Genomic DNA, 14,237 nt, shown 5'->3' on the forward strand with positions numbered 1-14,237 from the left:
GACAAGGATGGTACTTATGAACAGTATCGATCAACATACGGACGAACACGCAGACGGCATCGTTGAGGACCGCAAACAAGCCCCGCCGATCTACTTTAATATCCTTTTTTACGGCTTGATCGTCTGGGGGGTCATCTTCATGGCTTATTTCCTGCTGAGTGGTTGGAGTTCTCACCAGGAATTTGCTCAAAAGATGAAAATTCATCAGAATCAAAGTTCCAGCAAGTGAGTTCACCTAAAGGGGGGAGCATTCCTCCCCCCTTTAATTTACAGGCTAAAACAGGGAATAATCGCCTTCTCGGCCCGTATCGACGCAGCTTTCAGTGGCTTATAAGTCTGCTGATTCTTCTGCTCCCCTGGGCGCATGTCGACTCGGTTAGCCTGTTGCGGGTCGACTTCACAACCTTAAGCCTGCACCTGTTCGGTGCGACCTTAAGAATCGAAGAACTCTACCTGCTGCTTTTATTCAGCCTCGCGCTGGCTCTCTTCTTCTTATTAACCACCCTGATTTTTGGCCGCGTCTGGTGCGGATGGGCCTGCCCGCAAACCACTTTGAGTGACCTTGCTGAATGGGCCGCGCGGAAATTGAAACTGAAGGTCAGTGGCTTTCGTCTGGCTGGCGCTGTCTGGCGCAAAGCTCTGCTCCACATTTTTTTCCTAATGGTGGGGTTGTTAGTCGCCAGCAATCTGCTCTGGTATTTCATTGAGCCAGAGCGATTTTTCAGACAGCTATTCCACGGCCAGCTGCACCCGGTGGCCCTCGGTACCCTGATAGTTATCACGGCAACCGTCTATTTCGACCTGGCCTTTCTGCGTCGCATTATCTGTCGCGATTTCTGCCCCTACGGTCGCTTTCAAACCGTGCTGGTTGACACCAGCACCCTCGTGCTGCATCTCCCTGCGACGGAAGCCCCACGCTGTATCAAATGTGGCGCCTGTGTGCGGGCTTGTCCGATGGAGATCGATATCCGTCGCGGGTACCAGATTGAATGCATCAACTGCGGACGCTGTCTGGATGCCTGTCGCCGGGTGATGAACAAGCGCAAAGAACCTGGTCTGATCGGCTATTATTTCGGTATCAATGGTGAAGGCCCGCGTGCCATTTTCAACCCGCGGACTCTCTTGTTAGCCTCCGGGTTCATGGCACTGTCCATCTTACTCGTTTGCGCAATAAAGCTTCGCCCTGAAGCAACCCTCAAGGTCGCGCTATCTCACCAGGTCGCTAGTCGTCGCCTTAAGGATGGGGACCAGGTCAGCTTCTTTAACGCCTGGATCAATAATCGGACCACCACTAAAGCCGAATATCATTTGTCGGCCGAAGATCAAGGTAACGGTCAAAAATTAGTCTTGAAAGGGCCGACCCATGGCATCATCGTGGATGGTGGACAGAATCAAAAGGTCGATTTTGTATTGCTCACCCCTTTCACCGGAGAGGAGAGTCGGGTTAGCTTTAGACTCATCGCCAAAGATGGAAGCAAATTGGCGGAAACTGACGCCTTAATCACCCCCAGACAAAGCAGGTAACATGGTCACCTTAAAGCGAATAAGTCCTTACGTTCTGTTGATTTTCCTTCTGCTCGGCTCCTTTTTACTCTTCTCGGCCTGGTCGGCACGACAGGCGGCGACCAGAGGCAGCCAGATTTCCGATATCAACTATTACAGTAAGGGGCTTAAATATAACAACACCCGTATCGAAGAACGCGCCGCAGCAAGCCGTGGCTGGAAACTTACGACTGAAATAAACAATAATAACCTGAGGTTCAGCCTCTCCGACAAGGACGGTCATTCGATAAGCCATGCCAGCGGAGAATTAACCCTGTTCCTCAGCCAAGAGGACCGAGTGGTGCACCTGCAAACTACCGAACCGGAACCAGGCCTCTACCTGCTCAAGCTTCCCGATGAAATCAAGGGCAATCTACAGGCACGGATAGTGTTTGAACAACAGGGCGTACGTATCAGTCGTCAATTACTGGTAAACATCTGAGATGCCGGCCACTGAACGTCAATACTGCGTCCACTGTGGCCTGCCGATTTCACCGTTGGATCTGGTGACAGAAACCAGCGCAGATCAGACGTTTTTGTTTTGCTGCCAGGGTTGCCGTGGCGCATGGCTTATAATTCGCGGCGCCGGGCTGGACAGTTTCTACTCGCGCAAAGAGCTTAAGCACGACCCTTTAAAAAAGATAAACGTTACTCCTTTTGATCCTGTATACCTGCAAAACTTTGTTACCGAGAGCTCCACCGGAGCCGAAATCAGTCTGATTATCGATGGTATTCACTGCGCCAGCTGCATCTGGCTGATTGAAAGATACATGCGGCAGCTGCCTGGCGTTTTAATGGCCAGGGTCAACTTCGCAACGCATCGGCTGCTGCTGCGTTTTGATTCCGGGGTAACTGACGTCTCGCACCTCTGCTGGAAATTATCTCAAATAGGCTACCAGCCGCGCCCCTACTCCAAGGATGAGCTCCGCACCTCAATGGAGAGCGAACGTCGCAGCCTGCTGCTCCGATTTGGCACCGCCGTCTTTCTCTCGATGCAATTGATGGGCTTCTCCATCGCCCTCTACGCAGGCTACTTCAAGGGAATCGACCCACAAACTCGCCTCCTGTTGCAAACTCTGGCAGCTCTGGTTACAACACCGGTCGTATTCTATTCCGGCTACCCTTTTCTGCGTGGCGCCTGGTTTTCTCTGCGTAACCATTCGCCGAATATGGATCTGCTGGTCGCTATCGGCTCACTTACGGCTTATTTTTATAGCCTGTTTGCGTTGACAACCGGGCGTGAGGTCTATTTTGATTCGGCCGCGATGATCGTCACCCTGATCCTGGCCGGACGACTTTTCGAGAGCGGCGCCAGACATCAGGCCTCGGCCGGTCTGGATCGTCTTCTGCACCTCTCCCCCCCCATCGCCAATCGCCTGATTGATGGGCAAAGCCTGCCGATCGAAAGTCGCTTGCTCGAACCGGGTGATCTGATTCAAGTTTCACCGGGAGACCGTTTTCCCATCGACGGTTTGATTATTTCCGGGAGTTCTGAAGTTGACGAAGCGGCCGTCAGCGGTGAATCCATACCGGTATTCAAACAGGCGGGAGAACAGGTAAGGGCCGGAACCCAAAACCTGAACGGAATGTTGACGATAAAAGTCGTGACCAAGGCAGCCGATTCATTTATTGCACGGATCGGGCGCATGGTCGAAGAGGCACAAACACGCAATGCCCCGATTCAAAAGCTGGCTGATCGTATTTCCGGGATCTTCATTCCGCTGGTGCTGACCATCGCAATCCTGACCTATTTTTATTGGGGAGCCGATCACAACGCCCTGCTTCACGCCATTACGGTTCTGGTTGTCGCCTGTCCCTGCGCGCTGGGGCTGGCAACCCCGACGGCAGTTATGGTCGCCACGGGGCGAGCGGCTGAAGAAGGAGTCCTGTTTCGTGGTGGGGACGTACTGGAAGCGGCGGCCGGACTCAACCTCCTCGCTTTCGATAAAACCGGAACGCTGACAGCAGGTCACCCGCAGGTTGTTGGTGTCAAAGCGGTCAATAATCAGGATGAATTATTGCGTTATGCCGCACAACTGGTCTCGGCAAGTCGCCACCCGTTAGCCCGGGGAATCCTTAATGAAGCTCAACGCCAGCAAGTCGACAGCATATCGCTACAGAACGTTCAGCAAATTCCGGGAAAGGGTCTAATTGCAGATGGCGGAAAACTGCTGGGAGGAAGCGCTGATTTCCTGAGATCTCATGGCATTTCAATCCCGGATACGCAGGGAGATCTCACCATAAGTGAAGTTCATTTTGCCCTGAACGGTTGTTACCTCGGGGTGCTGTCCCTGCGGGACATTGAGCGAAGCGAAGCAGGTGAGGCCTTGACCTTATTGCGCAGCCGTGGTTATACCAGTCTGCTCCTTTCTGGAGATCGACCAGGCTGCGTCAAAGAACTCGCGGACAAACTCCTCATAGACCAATGGTCGGCACCTTTGACTCCTGAATTAAAAACCAGGGAGATTGAGCGCCTGAAAAAAATGGGAAACAAAGTTCTGATGACAGGCGACGGGATCAACGATGCGCCGGCCCTAGCAGCAGCCACGGTCAGCTGTTCAATCGTCGGCAGCAGCGATATCGCCATGGAGCAGGCCGGGCTGCTGCTGACACGCCCGGACCTGATGCTGCTGCCCTGGGCACTAAAGACTGCACAAAAAACCATGTCAATCATTCGCCAGAATTTGTTCTGGGCCTTCAGCTATAACCTGGTGGCCATCCCCCTGGCTGCGAGTGGCAGATTATTACCCGTCTATGGTGCTGCCGCCATGGCTTGCAGTTCGATCGGAGTCCTCCTCAATTCGCTGCGCTTAAAAAGGATCCTGCCGCCATGATGAAGACTATTCTGCTGTTGATGTTCCTATCCTTCTGTATTGGCACCGGGGTGTGGCTCTTCTTTATCTACGCCGTTAAAAAGGGGGAATTTGATGACATCGAAGCCGCCAAATACCGCATGCTTGACGATGATGATGATGATTGACCAATGCCAGGGGTATGAAATGCCTGATCCTGGCGATGATTTATTCCAAAATTTCACAGATTTTCAGGACTTGGCCAGGAAGGTCTGTCATGAACTTTGATCCGCTGTATACCCTTGCCTTTATGACAGCCCTGTTTGGCTCTGGTCACTGTATTGGCATGTGCGGGGGGCTGGTTAGCGCTCTCGGATTATCAACAGATGGCCGCCCCGCCGGCATGGTATTCCACCTGTTTTACAATCTGGGACGAACAATCACTTACACCTCAATCGGCCTTGCCGTTGGCTGGGTTGGATCAGCCCTGGTCTACAAACAGGCTCTTCATGGAATTACCCGTTATCTGCTCCTTGGCAGCGACCTGCTGGTGATTCTTGCAGGGCTTGGCACCGCGGGGCTCTTCTCCTGGCTCAACCTGTCACACTTCGAGTTTGCCGGTCCCATTCACAGTATGACCAAAGCGGCACGTAAATTACGCAAGCTGCCGGCAGCAGTCTCAGCTTTGCCCCTCGGCATTCTCTTTGGTTTTTTACCCTGCGGTTTTCTCTATGCAATGATCCTGACCGCGGCCCAGAGCGCTGATATGTTCAAAGCAGCAGGCATCATGCTGGCCTTCGGCTTGGGAACCATGCCGGCCCTGTTTTTTATCGGGAGTGCCGTTCACCTGATGGGACAATCAAAAAGAATTTGGATGTTCAGGGTAGCAGGAGCCCTGGTCGCTCTGATGGGATCATATAATTTTTATCGTCATATCCACATGTTCATGCTGGCTGGCAGTATGCACGCAGGATAAAATTATTTTGCAATCGCATGGGGAGTTACTTTAACCGGGACAAAAACATGTTTTTTCTTGTCATATTTGTACCCTCCCGCGTCCCACATTTCTTCAATCAGATCCCAGTCATAATGAATCTGATTTGAGGCATCGACCATATCATTGACATCGAGTATCTCAAGATCATCAATAACTGAATTCCCATTGGTGTCAGCCCAATGCAGGGGAGCAATCTTCAAACTACCTTTGGAAGGGATCGCATAAGAAAAACCCTGCCCTTCGGGATTGGCAACCACGACACCACTCAAACGAATTTCGCTGTTAAATGCAATTTTTAAAGGGGGTTGAAGGATATATACAACCTTAATAACTTGGGCAGGACTGCGAATCATCCAACGGACATTGCCGTTCAAATTATCGACACTTGCCGGCGGCGGATCGGCTTCAACCAGATTCCATCCCGGAGGAAATTCTTCTCTTATAATCAACCCTTTGAGTTTTTTCTTTGATGAAATTTCAAGATGGATGGGAACTCGGGCACCAGGCGCGGTATAATTCGGGATATGCCGATGACCACTCAGCAGATTCGGCGGAACAGATATTCTGTGGTTCAGAACGACGGCAACGATTAAGATCCCAACCAAAAGAATCGCACCAGCAACGTAGCGATTAAGATGACTTTTCTTAGGAAGTACTATCTCTTCTTGGGTGAATTCGAGGGGTTCGCTGTTTTCGGTTTTCAAGATCGCCTCGAGATCAACCTCGAGCGCCTCCGCAAGCTTAAGCGCGTTATCCCGACGCATCGTAGGGTAACGATTATTTTCCCAGCGCGAAACAGTATCAGTTGTAACGCCCACCACCTTGGCAACATAAAACTGGGTCAGTTTTCCATCTTCGCGGATCCGGCGGATCGCTTCACCATCTATCGAAACCGAGGGCGAGGAAAAAGTCTTCATTTAAACCCTCCAGAAGCAAACCATCTATTCATCGCAATCCGGGGAGTCTAGCAGAAACAGGATACCTTGACAAACGGTAGTTAATATTGTACTCAACAGTCAAAAACCAATTAGACATTAAGCACTATAAGTGTCTGTATTTACTTGTTTGGATATCGACATCAGGCGACATTCATCCCGATGTCTGATGACTTTCATTTTTACTTGTGGCAGTCTGGCCCCTGAGCGGTTTCGAAGCCCGTTTTACCTAACTGTTAAATTAAAGGGAGATTGAAATGAAAAAATTACTGATTTTGATTGTTGCTCTTGCCATGGTGTCTGCAGCCGCAATGGTTGTCGTCGCCGAAGACAAAGGTCCCGCTGAAATTAAAATCCCTGCCTCCATGGGCGAAATTACTTTCCACCATGCAGAGCACCAAAAACGTGTTGCAGACTGCACCACCTGCCACCACAAAGGGGCGGGGACTGCTTGTCGTAGTTGCCACGGAGTTAAGCCTGAAGCACCGAAGGCAAAAGATGCGTTCCACAAAAAATGTAAAGGTTGCCATAAAGAACAAAATGGCCCAACCAAATGCAAAGCTTGCCACTCAGGCCCAAAGAGCTGAGATAACTCCACACGGCTTCGACGCAACTAAAAAGGCGGTCTGATTCAGGCCGCCCCAGACAACTGACAAACCCCGCATTTTCAAATGCGGGGTTTGTTTTATTTTGATCTTTTCCTGCTCCTTGTCCTGTCGCACGCCATCTTCTTTATATCCTTACCAGCCACAGGCGGTGGGCCCTTTTCCAGGGGACATCGCAATCCTCGCGTACGTACATTGACGATGACCCGGCAAGAAGTCTGACCCATCAATAATATTTGAGCTCTTTTTTAGTTGACCGTAAGTCTTTTATTGAATTAGATTCACCGGGGTTGGAATATATCAAATCGCATAAAAAGATAATTAAACAAAGGGAAACACAGGCACACACCAAAAAAATAAATCTCCGATAAGGGCAAAACCAGAGAGATCTGGTGACGCAAAGCCACGGGCCCAGTAACTAATCAGGGTAGCCGAGTTGCCGAAGAGAGTGATATTCAAGCTTCAACCACTCACACTACGCAAGCTCTGAACGCTCATCTCCGGTAACGAGATGAGCGTTTTTTCGTTTGGACTGACACATGGGAAACTAGTGCAGTTATATAAACTCAATCTTGCCGGACACGGGCTGTCCCGCTAGGAAAACAGAAGAAATTAAAATATGATGAAACAAAAATACATCCCCTTAATTGTAGCCGGTCTGCTATTTATTCTGGCAAATACGGCATGCGCCCAGAACATCGCCCTCGCCTGGGACCCTAGTCCAGGGTCTGATGTCGTTGGTTATAAACTGTATTACCAGGCCAACGCACCGACCTTGCCACTAACCGGGAACGAGGCCACACAGGGAAGTTCACCTATTAATGTGGAGAACAGTACCAATTTTTCAATCAGCGTGCCAGACAACCAGATCTACTACTTTGCCGTCACGGCATACGATGCCGCGGGGTACGAAAGCACCTATTCCAACATTGTTGCCAGTGGATGGATACCACCATTAATTGCTCCGATAAATGGTAGCGCGGCAGAACAATCTCAGACAGAAACCTTCAACTGGGAAACTGCTCCGGCAGCCTACAATGTCACATATACGCTCTACTATGGGACTGATCCCCAGTTATCATTACTTCCCCCTTCCATAAGAACAGGGGCGAAAAGCATCCCACTTCAGCCGATATTGTTCTGTTCTCTGGTACTACTGATCGGTATCATACTTTTCAACACCGATTGGCGTAGAACAGCTATTGCTACTGGAGTTATGACCTTGGCACTAGGATTTACGCTGACAGGGTGTGGTGGCGGTGGCTCTGCGGGCGGTCAGTCAATTTCAGGGACCAACAGTACAAATACGGTTGTTGTCGATGTGGGAACCAGCAATTATCATGTTGCCCTCGACCTGAAACCTGCAACAACCTACTACTGGAAAGTGGTTGCCAATGACCAGACGAACCCAGGCCTGAAATACACGAGTCTGACCTACAGCTTTACTACGGTGTTAAATTAAAAAGGTCTTTAACGATCAAACCGCCGGAGATATTGAGTTTCACCATAAGAGACAGGGTCAGGGCCAGGATTGCGATTCATAAGCCGGAATTGCGGCTCAATATTTTTTTTCCTTCTGTTGTCCTGAGTGTTAAATTTATCGACAGTAAAACTCTGGTCTTTTCGTCATCAAAAATAGGAATTTGCAATTTACCTCGGACAAAAAAGACGACCTATATACCTGTAAACACAGTAAAATATTTATTATACAAAGGTTAACACTTTTTATAGCTAAACACAGGCATTTTAGGATCGAGGCTTGCATTTCAATTATGACTTGTTTGATAATATTTACAGGGTTACCCTCTTGGAAATTTTTTAGAAAATGAGAGAGGAGTTCAATAAATACTATGAGTCACGACACATCGAAAGTCAGAAAATACCCGCGCCATAAGGTCGTTCAACGAGCACTTGTTCTTATCAACCAGGGCCTCGATAGCCTTCCTTTTCACATCGTTGACGTCAGCAAAGGCGGCTTGGCTTATCGTTATCTGGGGCCTCGTTTAAAGCAATCCAAGGCTTATAAAGTCAACCTCTACCACGAAACGGAATTGATTGTTGAGGGCCTCCCGGTCAAGCCAATTTCAGATCAGAGCTTAACCAAAAGCACAGTACCACTGAGAAGGGGAAGTTTCCGTTTTGAGACTCTTGATTCTGAGCAGAATGCTCTGATTGAACGCTTTATTAACACCTGCTCAGAACAGGCCTTGCCCACAACCTAAGCACCTGTGCTTCCAGTCACGCCAGCAACGGGGATGGATCAGGCCCTGCCAAAAGAGAAATCAGTTTCTCGCTAAAAGCTACACAGAATAGTTGTGCAAACCATGTTTTTTTAAAAGGTCATATAGGGTTGGACGACTGACAGACAATTGCTCTGCGGCTTTTTGAATGTTTCCTTGAGCCTGTTCTAATGCATAGCTCAGCAGGTCATATTCAATCCTCGAACGAGCATCCTTCAGGGTCAGGCCTTTGAGATTTAGCTGACCCGTAGCAGGGCATATTTCAGCTTCTACGACATCTTCATCTCCTGGTTCCGGTTGAGGCACGAATCCCAGATCCCAGGGTTCAATGATCGAGGTTTCCGCCATCACCACCGCGCGTTTTATTTTATTCTCCAACTCACGCACATTTCCCGGCCAGTGATAATCTTGCAGCCACGAGAGTGCCGCCTGGCTGAACCCACGGGTTTTCTTGCCAAATTCCTGACCGAAGCGACTCAAAAAAACATTGGCCAGCAACCGGATATCCTCACCGCGTTCGCGCAGGGGAGGCAATTCAAGACTGATAACACCGATGCGATAATAGAGGTCTTCACGAAACTGCCCCTGTTGAATCGACTCCATAATATCGATATTTGTTGCGGCTATAATCCGGGCATCAACGCTGATATCTTCGCGTCCACCAACCCGCTGAATCCTCTTTTCCTGTAAAAAGCGCAACAACTTCACCTGAAGCAAAGCTGGCATCTCGCCAATCTCGTCCAAAAACAATGTCCCGGAATCAGCATATTCCACCTTACCCTGGACCATAGCCTGGGCACCGGTGAACGAGCCCTTTTCATGGCCGAACAATTCCGACTCAAGGAGACTTTCAGGAATTGCCCCACAGTTGATGGCGATAAAGTTCCCTGTCTTGCGCAGGCCGCCCTGATGAATTGCCTGGGCGACCATCTCCTTTCCGGTCCCGCTTTCACCCAGGATCAGGACCGGGACGTCGATTGAGGCAACTTTTTTGATCGTAGCGAAAACCTTCTGCATCTGGGGGCAGTTCCCGAAAATCCCCGAGTGCCCCTTACCGCTGTTCCGCACCCGCAACTGCAGGGCACGGTTCTCTTCTTCAAGCTCAGCAAGCTGAAAAGCGCGCACCAGGATGATCTTGAGCTCAGCGAGGTCGATGGGCTTATGATAAAAATCGTAAGCCCCAAGGTTGATCGCCTCCAGAGCGTTAGCGTGGTCTTCGTTCCCAGAAAGGATAATCACTTTGCAACTGGGTTGCTTTTGTAAAATAGCCTGCAAACAGCGCAACCCTTCGGTAGCGTTATCGACCTCCGGGGGTAATCCCAGGTCCAGGGTAACAACCTGCGGGCTGTGCTCATCAAACAGTTTAAGGGCTTCGTCGACCGACTCCGCCAGAAGGATTCGATAATCCTTGCCCAACCCCCATTTAAGTTGCTTGCGAATTTCCGAACTGTCATCAACAATCAGTAAATTTTTCACATCCCACTCCTGAGTGTCACATCCACATTTTGTCGCCGGTCATCTCCACGCAGATCTGGCGCCAGAGGCAAGTGTAGCGTAAAACTGCTCCCTTCATCGGGTTGACTCAATACTTCTATCCGCCCACCATGCGCTTCCACAATCTGGCGACATTGATATAAACCGATACCTAAGCCATTCTTCTTGGTTGTTGCAAAAGGTTTGAACAGCCGATTTTTAATAAAATCAGCGTTCATCCCGCACCCTTTGTCCGTGACCCTCACAAACCCCCAGGAATTCTCTCTTCCATATTCGATTTTAACCTCGGCCAGATTCGCAGAAGCCTCGCGGGCATTGACGAGAAGATTTAAAATCACTTTATAAATTTCTTCGTCATCCGCATCAATCAAGGTCGGCGTGCCGTCAATTTGAACTTTACAACCACTTGTGACAACGGCATCAGTAATGATTTTTTGCACATCCACCGGGGTAGTAATCAGTTGAGGCTTTTCCTTAATATTTTTAAGGCGGGAGATCAAAGTCTTCATGTTTTGAACGGTCTGATCAACCGTCTCGAGCATGTCTTGTTGGAATTCAGGGTCATCAATATAGTTACGCGCGTTATCCAGCATCAACGATAGTCCTGATACCTGGTTTTTTAGATCATGCAGGACAAACGTTGACACCTTACCAATAGCTGCCAGTTCACGCACCGTCGTTAACTGCTCAGCCAAACTGATCCCCTGCAAGGTCGCAATAGATTGCCGTGCTAGCATGCGCATCAAATCATAATCTTCGTAGCTCAGTTGTTCGTTCTGATTAATCTGTCCGGCCAGCACGATAAATCCCGACAACTTATTATCAAAACGCAGTGGAATGATAAACGATGCCCCGGCAGCGCTCATTGTTTCGAGAAGCGGGCTCTCAAGCCCACTATTAACTTCTGTCAGATTAACAATCCAGTCTCTTCCCTCAAGTTCAGCCAGCATCGGATCTGATACTAAATAGCTACGCCAGTCCCGCTGAAACTCATAGTAGGCTACGCTTGAAAAAAAGTTCTCTTCCGGGTGCCGCAGATAAATGGAACCACCCTTAGTGCCAAAGGTTTCACAGAAAAAAACCAGAATTGCCTGTTGCAACCCGGACAGTGAGCCTGCGGTAGAAACCCTATTAGTAAAAGCCAGCCACTGGTCCCGATAATCATATTTACTCTGGAAAAAATTTTTATGCAGCACAACCCTGACCCGACGACGCACGCTTTCTGAAAGAGACAGGAGTGAAACCACCACAGTACAAATCATCGCAACGGCCAGCATCAGGCTGCGATGTGCGCGAAGTTCCATATATTCCATGCCTTCGCCAAGCATCCCTAGCCCAAGGAGATAGACACCAAGCGCCAACAATATCATTGAACGATATGCTGCGTTTCGCGATATACAAATTACCTCACCACGACTGCGATAGACTCGTGAGTAGAACAACAGACAGATTGTTAACAACAGAGCAAAGGCCCGCGCGTCCTGCAGCCTCATGTCCAACGAGCGATACAACAGGGTCTGGCTGAAATAGACGACCAGGGTACCTAACAAAACACAGATGGCAATAATTTCGAATTTGACGCGCCAGCGCTCATGCTGGTTTAAAGCCGAGAGGGTACGTTCCAACTGCACCATCGGTAGAATCAACAGGCAGGATAAGATGAGGTAAAACCAGAAACCGGTACTGGTCAAAAATAGAAGCTTCTCCTCACCAAAATCGGGAGAAAAGAAAAGCCCTGCGGGATTCAGCCAGAAGCTCCAGAATGCAAATAAAAGAGCGAGCGGTAACAGCCAGCGAGAAGCCCGAGATAAATTTTTCAACCCTGACGGACGACAGAAATTACCCGAATAAAAAAATGCGGCCAGAGGGAGACAACCTTCAAGCCGAACAACAAAGATCTTTAAACCCAGGTTCTCAGGGTGAAGAAGAATATTCGATTCCAATGCCTGGAGTGTAGCGTACAGAGCGAGCAGTACCAGCGGGGGGAGAAGTTCAGCGATACGAAATTTCAGGGCCAGAAAAAGACCAAATAAGAAGGTCGCTATTAGGGAAATGACCGTGAGAGAAGAAATAAGCATCACAGATCAAATTGGCAAAAATGTGTTTATAATTGGTACAAAATCACGCATAAACTCTTCACCCGTCGCCAGAGCCTTTGCTTCATCCTGATGAATCATCAGAGACAAACGGATAAATGCTGAATCCCGCCGGTTCCTCAGGATAGAATTTTTGATCATCACAAACTTCAGCGCATATTCATTGGTCAGCACCTCATCGCCCTCCTGAAACCAGTACAAAAACAACTGTTTCTGTTGATCTTTCTGATAGACCGCGCTGACATAAGGGACTTTATGCCCGTTAATCAGAACAGAACGGACCTCATCATGCAGACGATTCCAGCCACTGCCCGGCAGACACTGCTTGGGCGAATGGATCGGTCCACTATCGGGCCCCCCGTCATGGAACCCGAGATAAAAGCCGAGTTGCTCACCACGTGAGTTTTGGTAGTTGCGGGACAGATAGTCAGACGGCCTTAAGACCTCAAGTACCTGCCCAGAAAAGTGCGATTCCCCGGTCATGACCCAGTTTGCGACTCGCAGCGGGAAAAGATTAAACGGTTTCCCCGTCGGCACCGCCACTTCAGTGCGAGTCTGCACATAGACAAAAGCCAGGCCAAGAATCACAAACAGCAGATAAAAACGCCAGGCTTTGATGGCATTCATGACCAGACCTTTCTTATCAAGCCACTGGCGGCAAACAATAACACCATCGCCAGAACAAACACGGCCATCCCGGCAAATTCGTGAAAAAAGCCCTCGGCTGCGGCAGCACCAAAATGCTGGGCGAGCAACCCCGTCACTATGACCCGAATCATATTGGTCGAAATCGCAATGGGAATAGTCAGGAGAACCAGAAGGATCCGGCGTGAAATTTTAGGTTGTGAAACTATAGCTAGAGCCACTCCCAGAGCCAGCAGCGACATCAAAGATCTCAACCCGCTGCAGGCGTCAGCCACTTCAAGAACGGTCTGCGGGAACATGATAATGTTCCCTTCGCGCACCACCACAACCCCCATTAATTTTAAGGCAATGACCGAAAATTTGGCGACAAATAACTTCAGGGGAAACGCCATGGCGTCGTAAACAATATAGGGGAGCGGAATCATGAAGAAGAGAAAGCCGAGCGGCAGGGTCAATTGTTTTAACCACTGCCAGCCGAACAGAAACAGGACAATTCCTGCCAGCAGCAACACGAACGACGCGCGCTTGGTAAAAAATTCCTGCGCCGCCAGCCCGGCAAAGAGAACCAGCAATGAGAACAGAATCAGGAACAGTCCACTGTTGGCCGGTTTCGGCGGCAGCTGCTCCAGCTTATGCCGTTGTTGCCAGACAAAGTAACCGGAAATAAACGGGACCAACAAACCGTGGGAATAATTGGGATCATTCAACCAATCAAAAAAAAGCTTCTCAAAGATACCAGAATAAATCCCCGCAATGCAAAAGATAAGAATGAGAAATAGACTCATTTGCTGTTTTGATAATGGCGAAATCATAACAATTACAGTTTCCCCTCAATAAAAACGGCTGTTCAATCTGCGTGAATTCAGGAGCAGAGTGCCCCTGCACTGGAAG

The 14,237-nt window shown here is 49.3% G+C and carries 14 protein-coding genes and 1 riboswitch; of the genes, 9 read left to right on the forward strand and 5 right to left on the reverse strand.

From position 1 onward, the window contains the following. The first annotated feature begins 16 nt into the window (after positions 1 to 16). The 6 genes from D888_RS0109715 (at position 17) to D888_RS0109740 (ending at position 5,310) form a co-directional block, all read left to right on the forward strand. Complete coding sequence (locus D888_RS0109715) at positions 17 to 229, forward strand: cbb3-type cytochrome c oxidase N-terminal domain-containing protein (RefSeq protein WP_020676357.1); 213 nt, start codon at positions 17 to 19, stop codon at positions 227 to 229. Then, positions 226 to 1,524 (forward strand): 4Fe-4S dicluster domain-containing protein, encoded by a 1,299-nt coding sequence (locus D888_RS23100; protein ID WP_020676358.1) that lies wholly within the window; start codon positions 226 to 228, stop codon positions 1,522 to 1,524. Before D888_RS0109715 ends, D888_RS23100 begins: the two co-directional genes overlap by 4 nt. A gap of 1 nt (position 1,525) precedes the next feature. Next, complete coding sequence (locus tag D888_RS0109725; protein ID WP_020676359.1) at positions 1,526 to 1,984, forward strand: FixH family protein; 459 nt, start codon at positions 1,526 to 1,528, stop codon at positions 1,982 to 1,984. 1 nt (position 1,985) lies between these two features. After that, a complete protein-coding gene (locus D888_RS0109730; protein WP_020676360.1) occupies positions 1,986 to 4,376 on the forward strand; it encodes a heavy metal translocating P-type ATPase in 2,391 nt (796 codons plus the stop codon). Continuing rightward, a complete protein-coding gene (locus D888_RS0109735) occupies positions 4,373 to 4,522 on the forward strand; it encodes a cbb3-type cytochrome oxidase assembly protein (RefSeq protein ID WP_020676361.1) in 150 nt (49 codons plus the stop codon). The genes D888_RS0109730 and D888_RS0109735 overlap by 4 nt, the downstream gene beginning before the upstream one ends. Positions 4,523 to 4,611: 89 nt before the next feature. Continuing rightward, positions 4,612 to 5,310, forward strand: a complete 699-nt coding sequence (locus tag D888_RS0109740; protein WP_020676362.1) for a sulfite exporter TauE/SafE family protein — start codon at positions 4,612 to 4,614, stop codon at positions 5,308 to 5,310. A gap of 2 nt (positions 5,311 to 5,312) precedes the next feature. Here the strand turns inward: D888_RS0109740 and D888_RS0109745 are convergent, their stop codons facing one another. Then, positions 5,313 to 6,248 carry a helix-turn-helix transcriptional regulator gene (locus D888_RS0109745; protein ID WP_020676363.1) on the reverse strand — a complete coding sequence of 312 codons (936 nt, stop codon included), beginning with the start codon at positions 6,246 to 6,248 and terminating at the stop codon, positions 5,313 to 5,315. A 275-nt stretch (positions 6,249 to 6,523) separates the two neighbouring features. Between D888_RS0109745 and D888_RS0109750 the strand changes: the two genes are divergently transcribed. The 3 genes from D888_RS0109750 (at position 6,524) to D888_RS0109760 (ending at position 9,093) form a co-directional block, all read left to right on the forward strand. Continuing rightward, positions 6,524 to 6,853 carry a cytochrome c3 family protein gene (locus D888_RS0109750; RefSeq protein WP_020676364.1) on the forward strand — a complete coding sequence of 110 codons (330 nt, stop codon included), beginning with the start codon at positions 6,524 to 6,526 and terminating at the stop codon, positions 6,851 to 6,853. A gap of 380 nt (positions 6,854 to 7,233) precedes the next feature. Further along, positions 7,234 to 7,315, forward strand: a riboswitch (cyclic di-GMP riboswitch). Between the two features lie 175 nt (positions 7,316 to 7,490). Continuing rightward, positions 7,491 to 8,333, forward strand: coding sequence for a hypothetical protein (locus D888_RS0109755; RefSeq protein ID WP_020676365.1), 843 nt, complete (start codon positions 7,491 to 7,493; stop codon positions 8,331 to 8,333). 388 nt (positions 8,334 to 8,721) lie between these two features. Continuing rightward, positions 8,722 to 9,093: a PilZ domain-containing protein gene (locus D888_RS0109760; RefSeq protein WP_020676366.1), complete on the forward strand. Its 372-nt coding sequence runs from the start codon at positions 8,722 to 8,724 to the stop codon at positions 9,091 to 9,093. 78 nt (positions 9,094 to 9,171) lie between these two features. On the opposite strand, the gene prsR is transcribed toward D888_RS0109760, so the two are convergent. Genes prsR through xrtA form a run of 4 tightly spaced genes read right to left on the reverse strand, consistent with a single transcriptional unit; the run spans position 9,172 to position 14,131 of the window. Then, positions 9,172 to 10,587, reverse strand: a complete 1,416-nt coding sequence (gene prsR / locus D888_RS0109765; protein ID WP_020676367.1) for a PEP-CTERM-box response regulator transcription factor — start codon at positions 10,585 to 10,587, stop codon at positions 9,172 to 9,174. Beyond that, entirely contained in the window at positions 10,584 to 12,683 is a 2,100-nt protein-coding gene (prsK, locus tag D888_RS21280; RefSeq protein WP_020676368.1) for an XrtA/PEP-CTERM system histidine kinase PrsK, read from the reverse strand. The genes prsR and prsK overlap by 4 nt, the downstream gene beginning before the upstream one ends. A 6-nt stretch (positions 12,684 to 12,689) precedes the next feature. Next, the gene (locus D888_RS0109775) at positions 12,690 to 13,328 is read right to left on the reverse strand and encodes an exosortase C-terminal domain/associated protein EpsI (RefSeq protein WP_020676369.1); all 639 of its coding nucleotides are present in this window, start codon (positions 13,326 to 13,328) and stop codon (positions 12,690 to 12,692) included. Then, the gene (gene xrtA, locus D888_RS0109780; protein WP_245555006.1) at positions 13,325 to 14,131 is read right to left on the reverse strand and encodes an exosortase A; all 807 of its coding nucleotides are present in this window, start codon (positions 14,129 to 14,131) and stop codon (positions 13,325 to 13,327) included. The genes D888_RS0109775 and xrtA overlap by 4 nt, the downstream gene beginning before the upstream one ends. Between the last annotated feature and the right edge of the window lie 106 nt (positions 14,132 to 14,237).

The sequence above is a fragment of the Geopsychrobacter electrodiphilus DSM 16401 genome, from assembly GCF_000384395.1.
GTDB lineage: Bacteria > Desulfobacterota > Desulfuromonadia > Desulfuromonadales > Geopsychrobacteraceae > Geopsychrobacter > Geopsychrobacter electrodiphilus.

Excerpts from the sequence above, each read along its gene's own strand:
- D888_RS0109715 (WP_020676357.1), top strand. The coding sequence starts at position 17 with ATGAACAGTATCGATCAACATACGGACGAACACGCAGACGGCATCGTT.
- D888_RS0109725 (WP_020676359.1), top strand. The coding sequence starts at position 1,526 with ATGGTCACCTTAAAGCGAATAAGTCCTTACGTTCTGTTGATTTTCCTT.
- D888_RS0109730 (WP_020676360.1), top strand. The coding sequence starts at position 1,986 with ATGCCGGCCACTGAACGTCAATACTGCGTCCACTGTGGCCTGCCGATT.
- D888_RS0109735 (WP_020676361.1), top strand. The coding sequence starts at position 4,373 with ATGATGAAGACTATTCTGCTGTTGATGTTCCTATCCTTCTGTATTGGC.
- D888_RS0109740 (WP_020676362.1), top strand. The coding sequence starts at position 4,612 with ATGAACTTTGATCCGCTGTATACCCTTGCCTTTATGACAGCCCTGTTT.
- D888_RS0109745 (WP_020676363.1), bottom strand. The coding sequence starts at position 6,248 with ATGAAGACTTTTTCCTCGCCCTCGGTTTCGATAGATGGTGAAGCGATC.
- D888_RS0109750 (WP_020676364.1), top strand. The coding sequence starts at position 6,524 with ATGAAAAAATTACTGATTTTGATTGTTGCTCTTGCCATGGTGTCTGCA.
- D888_RS0109755 (WP_020676365.1), top strand. The coding sequence starts at position 7,491 with ATGATGAAACAAAAATACATCCCCTTAATTGTAGCCGGTCTGCTATTT.
- D888_RS0109760 (WP_020676366.1), top strand. The coding sequence starts at position 8,722 with ATGAGTCACGACACATCGAAAGTCAGAAAATACCCGCGCCATAAGGTC.
- prsK (WP_020676368.1), bottom strand. The coding sequence starts at position 12,683 with ATGCTTATTTCTTCTCTCACGGTCATTTCCCTAATAGCGACCTTCTTA.
- D888_RS0109775 (WP_020676369.1), bottom strand. The coding sequence starts at position 13,328 with ATGAATGCCATCAAAGCCTGGCGTTTTTATCTGCTGTTTGTGATTCTT.
- xrtA (WP_245555006.1), bottom strand. The coding sequence starts at position 14,131 with ATGAGTCTATTTCTCATTCTTATCTTTTGCATTGCGGGGATTTATTCT.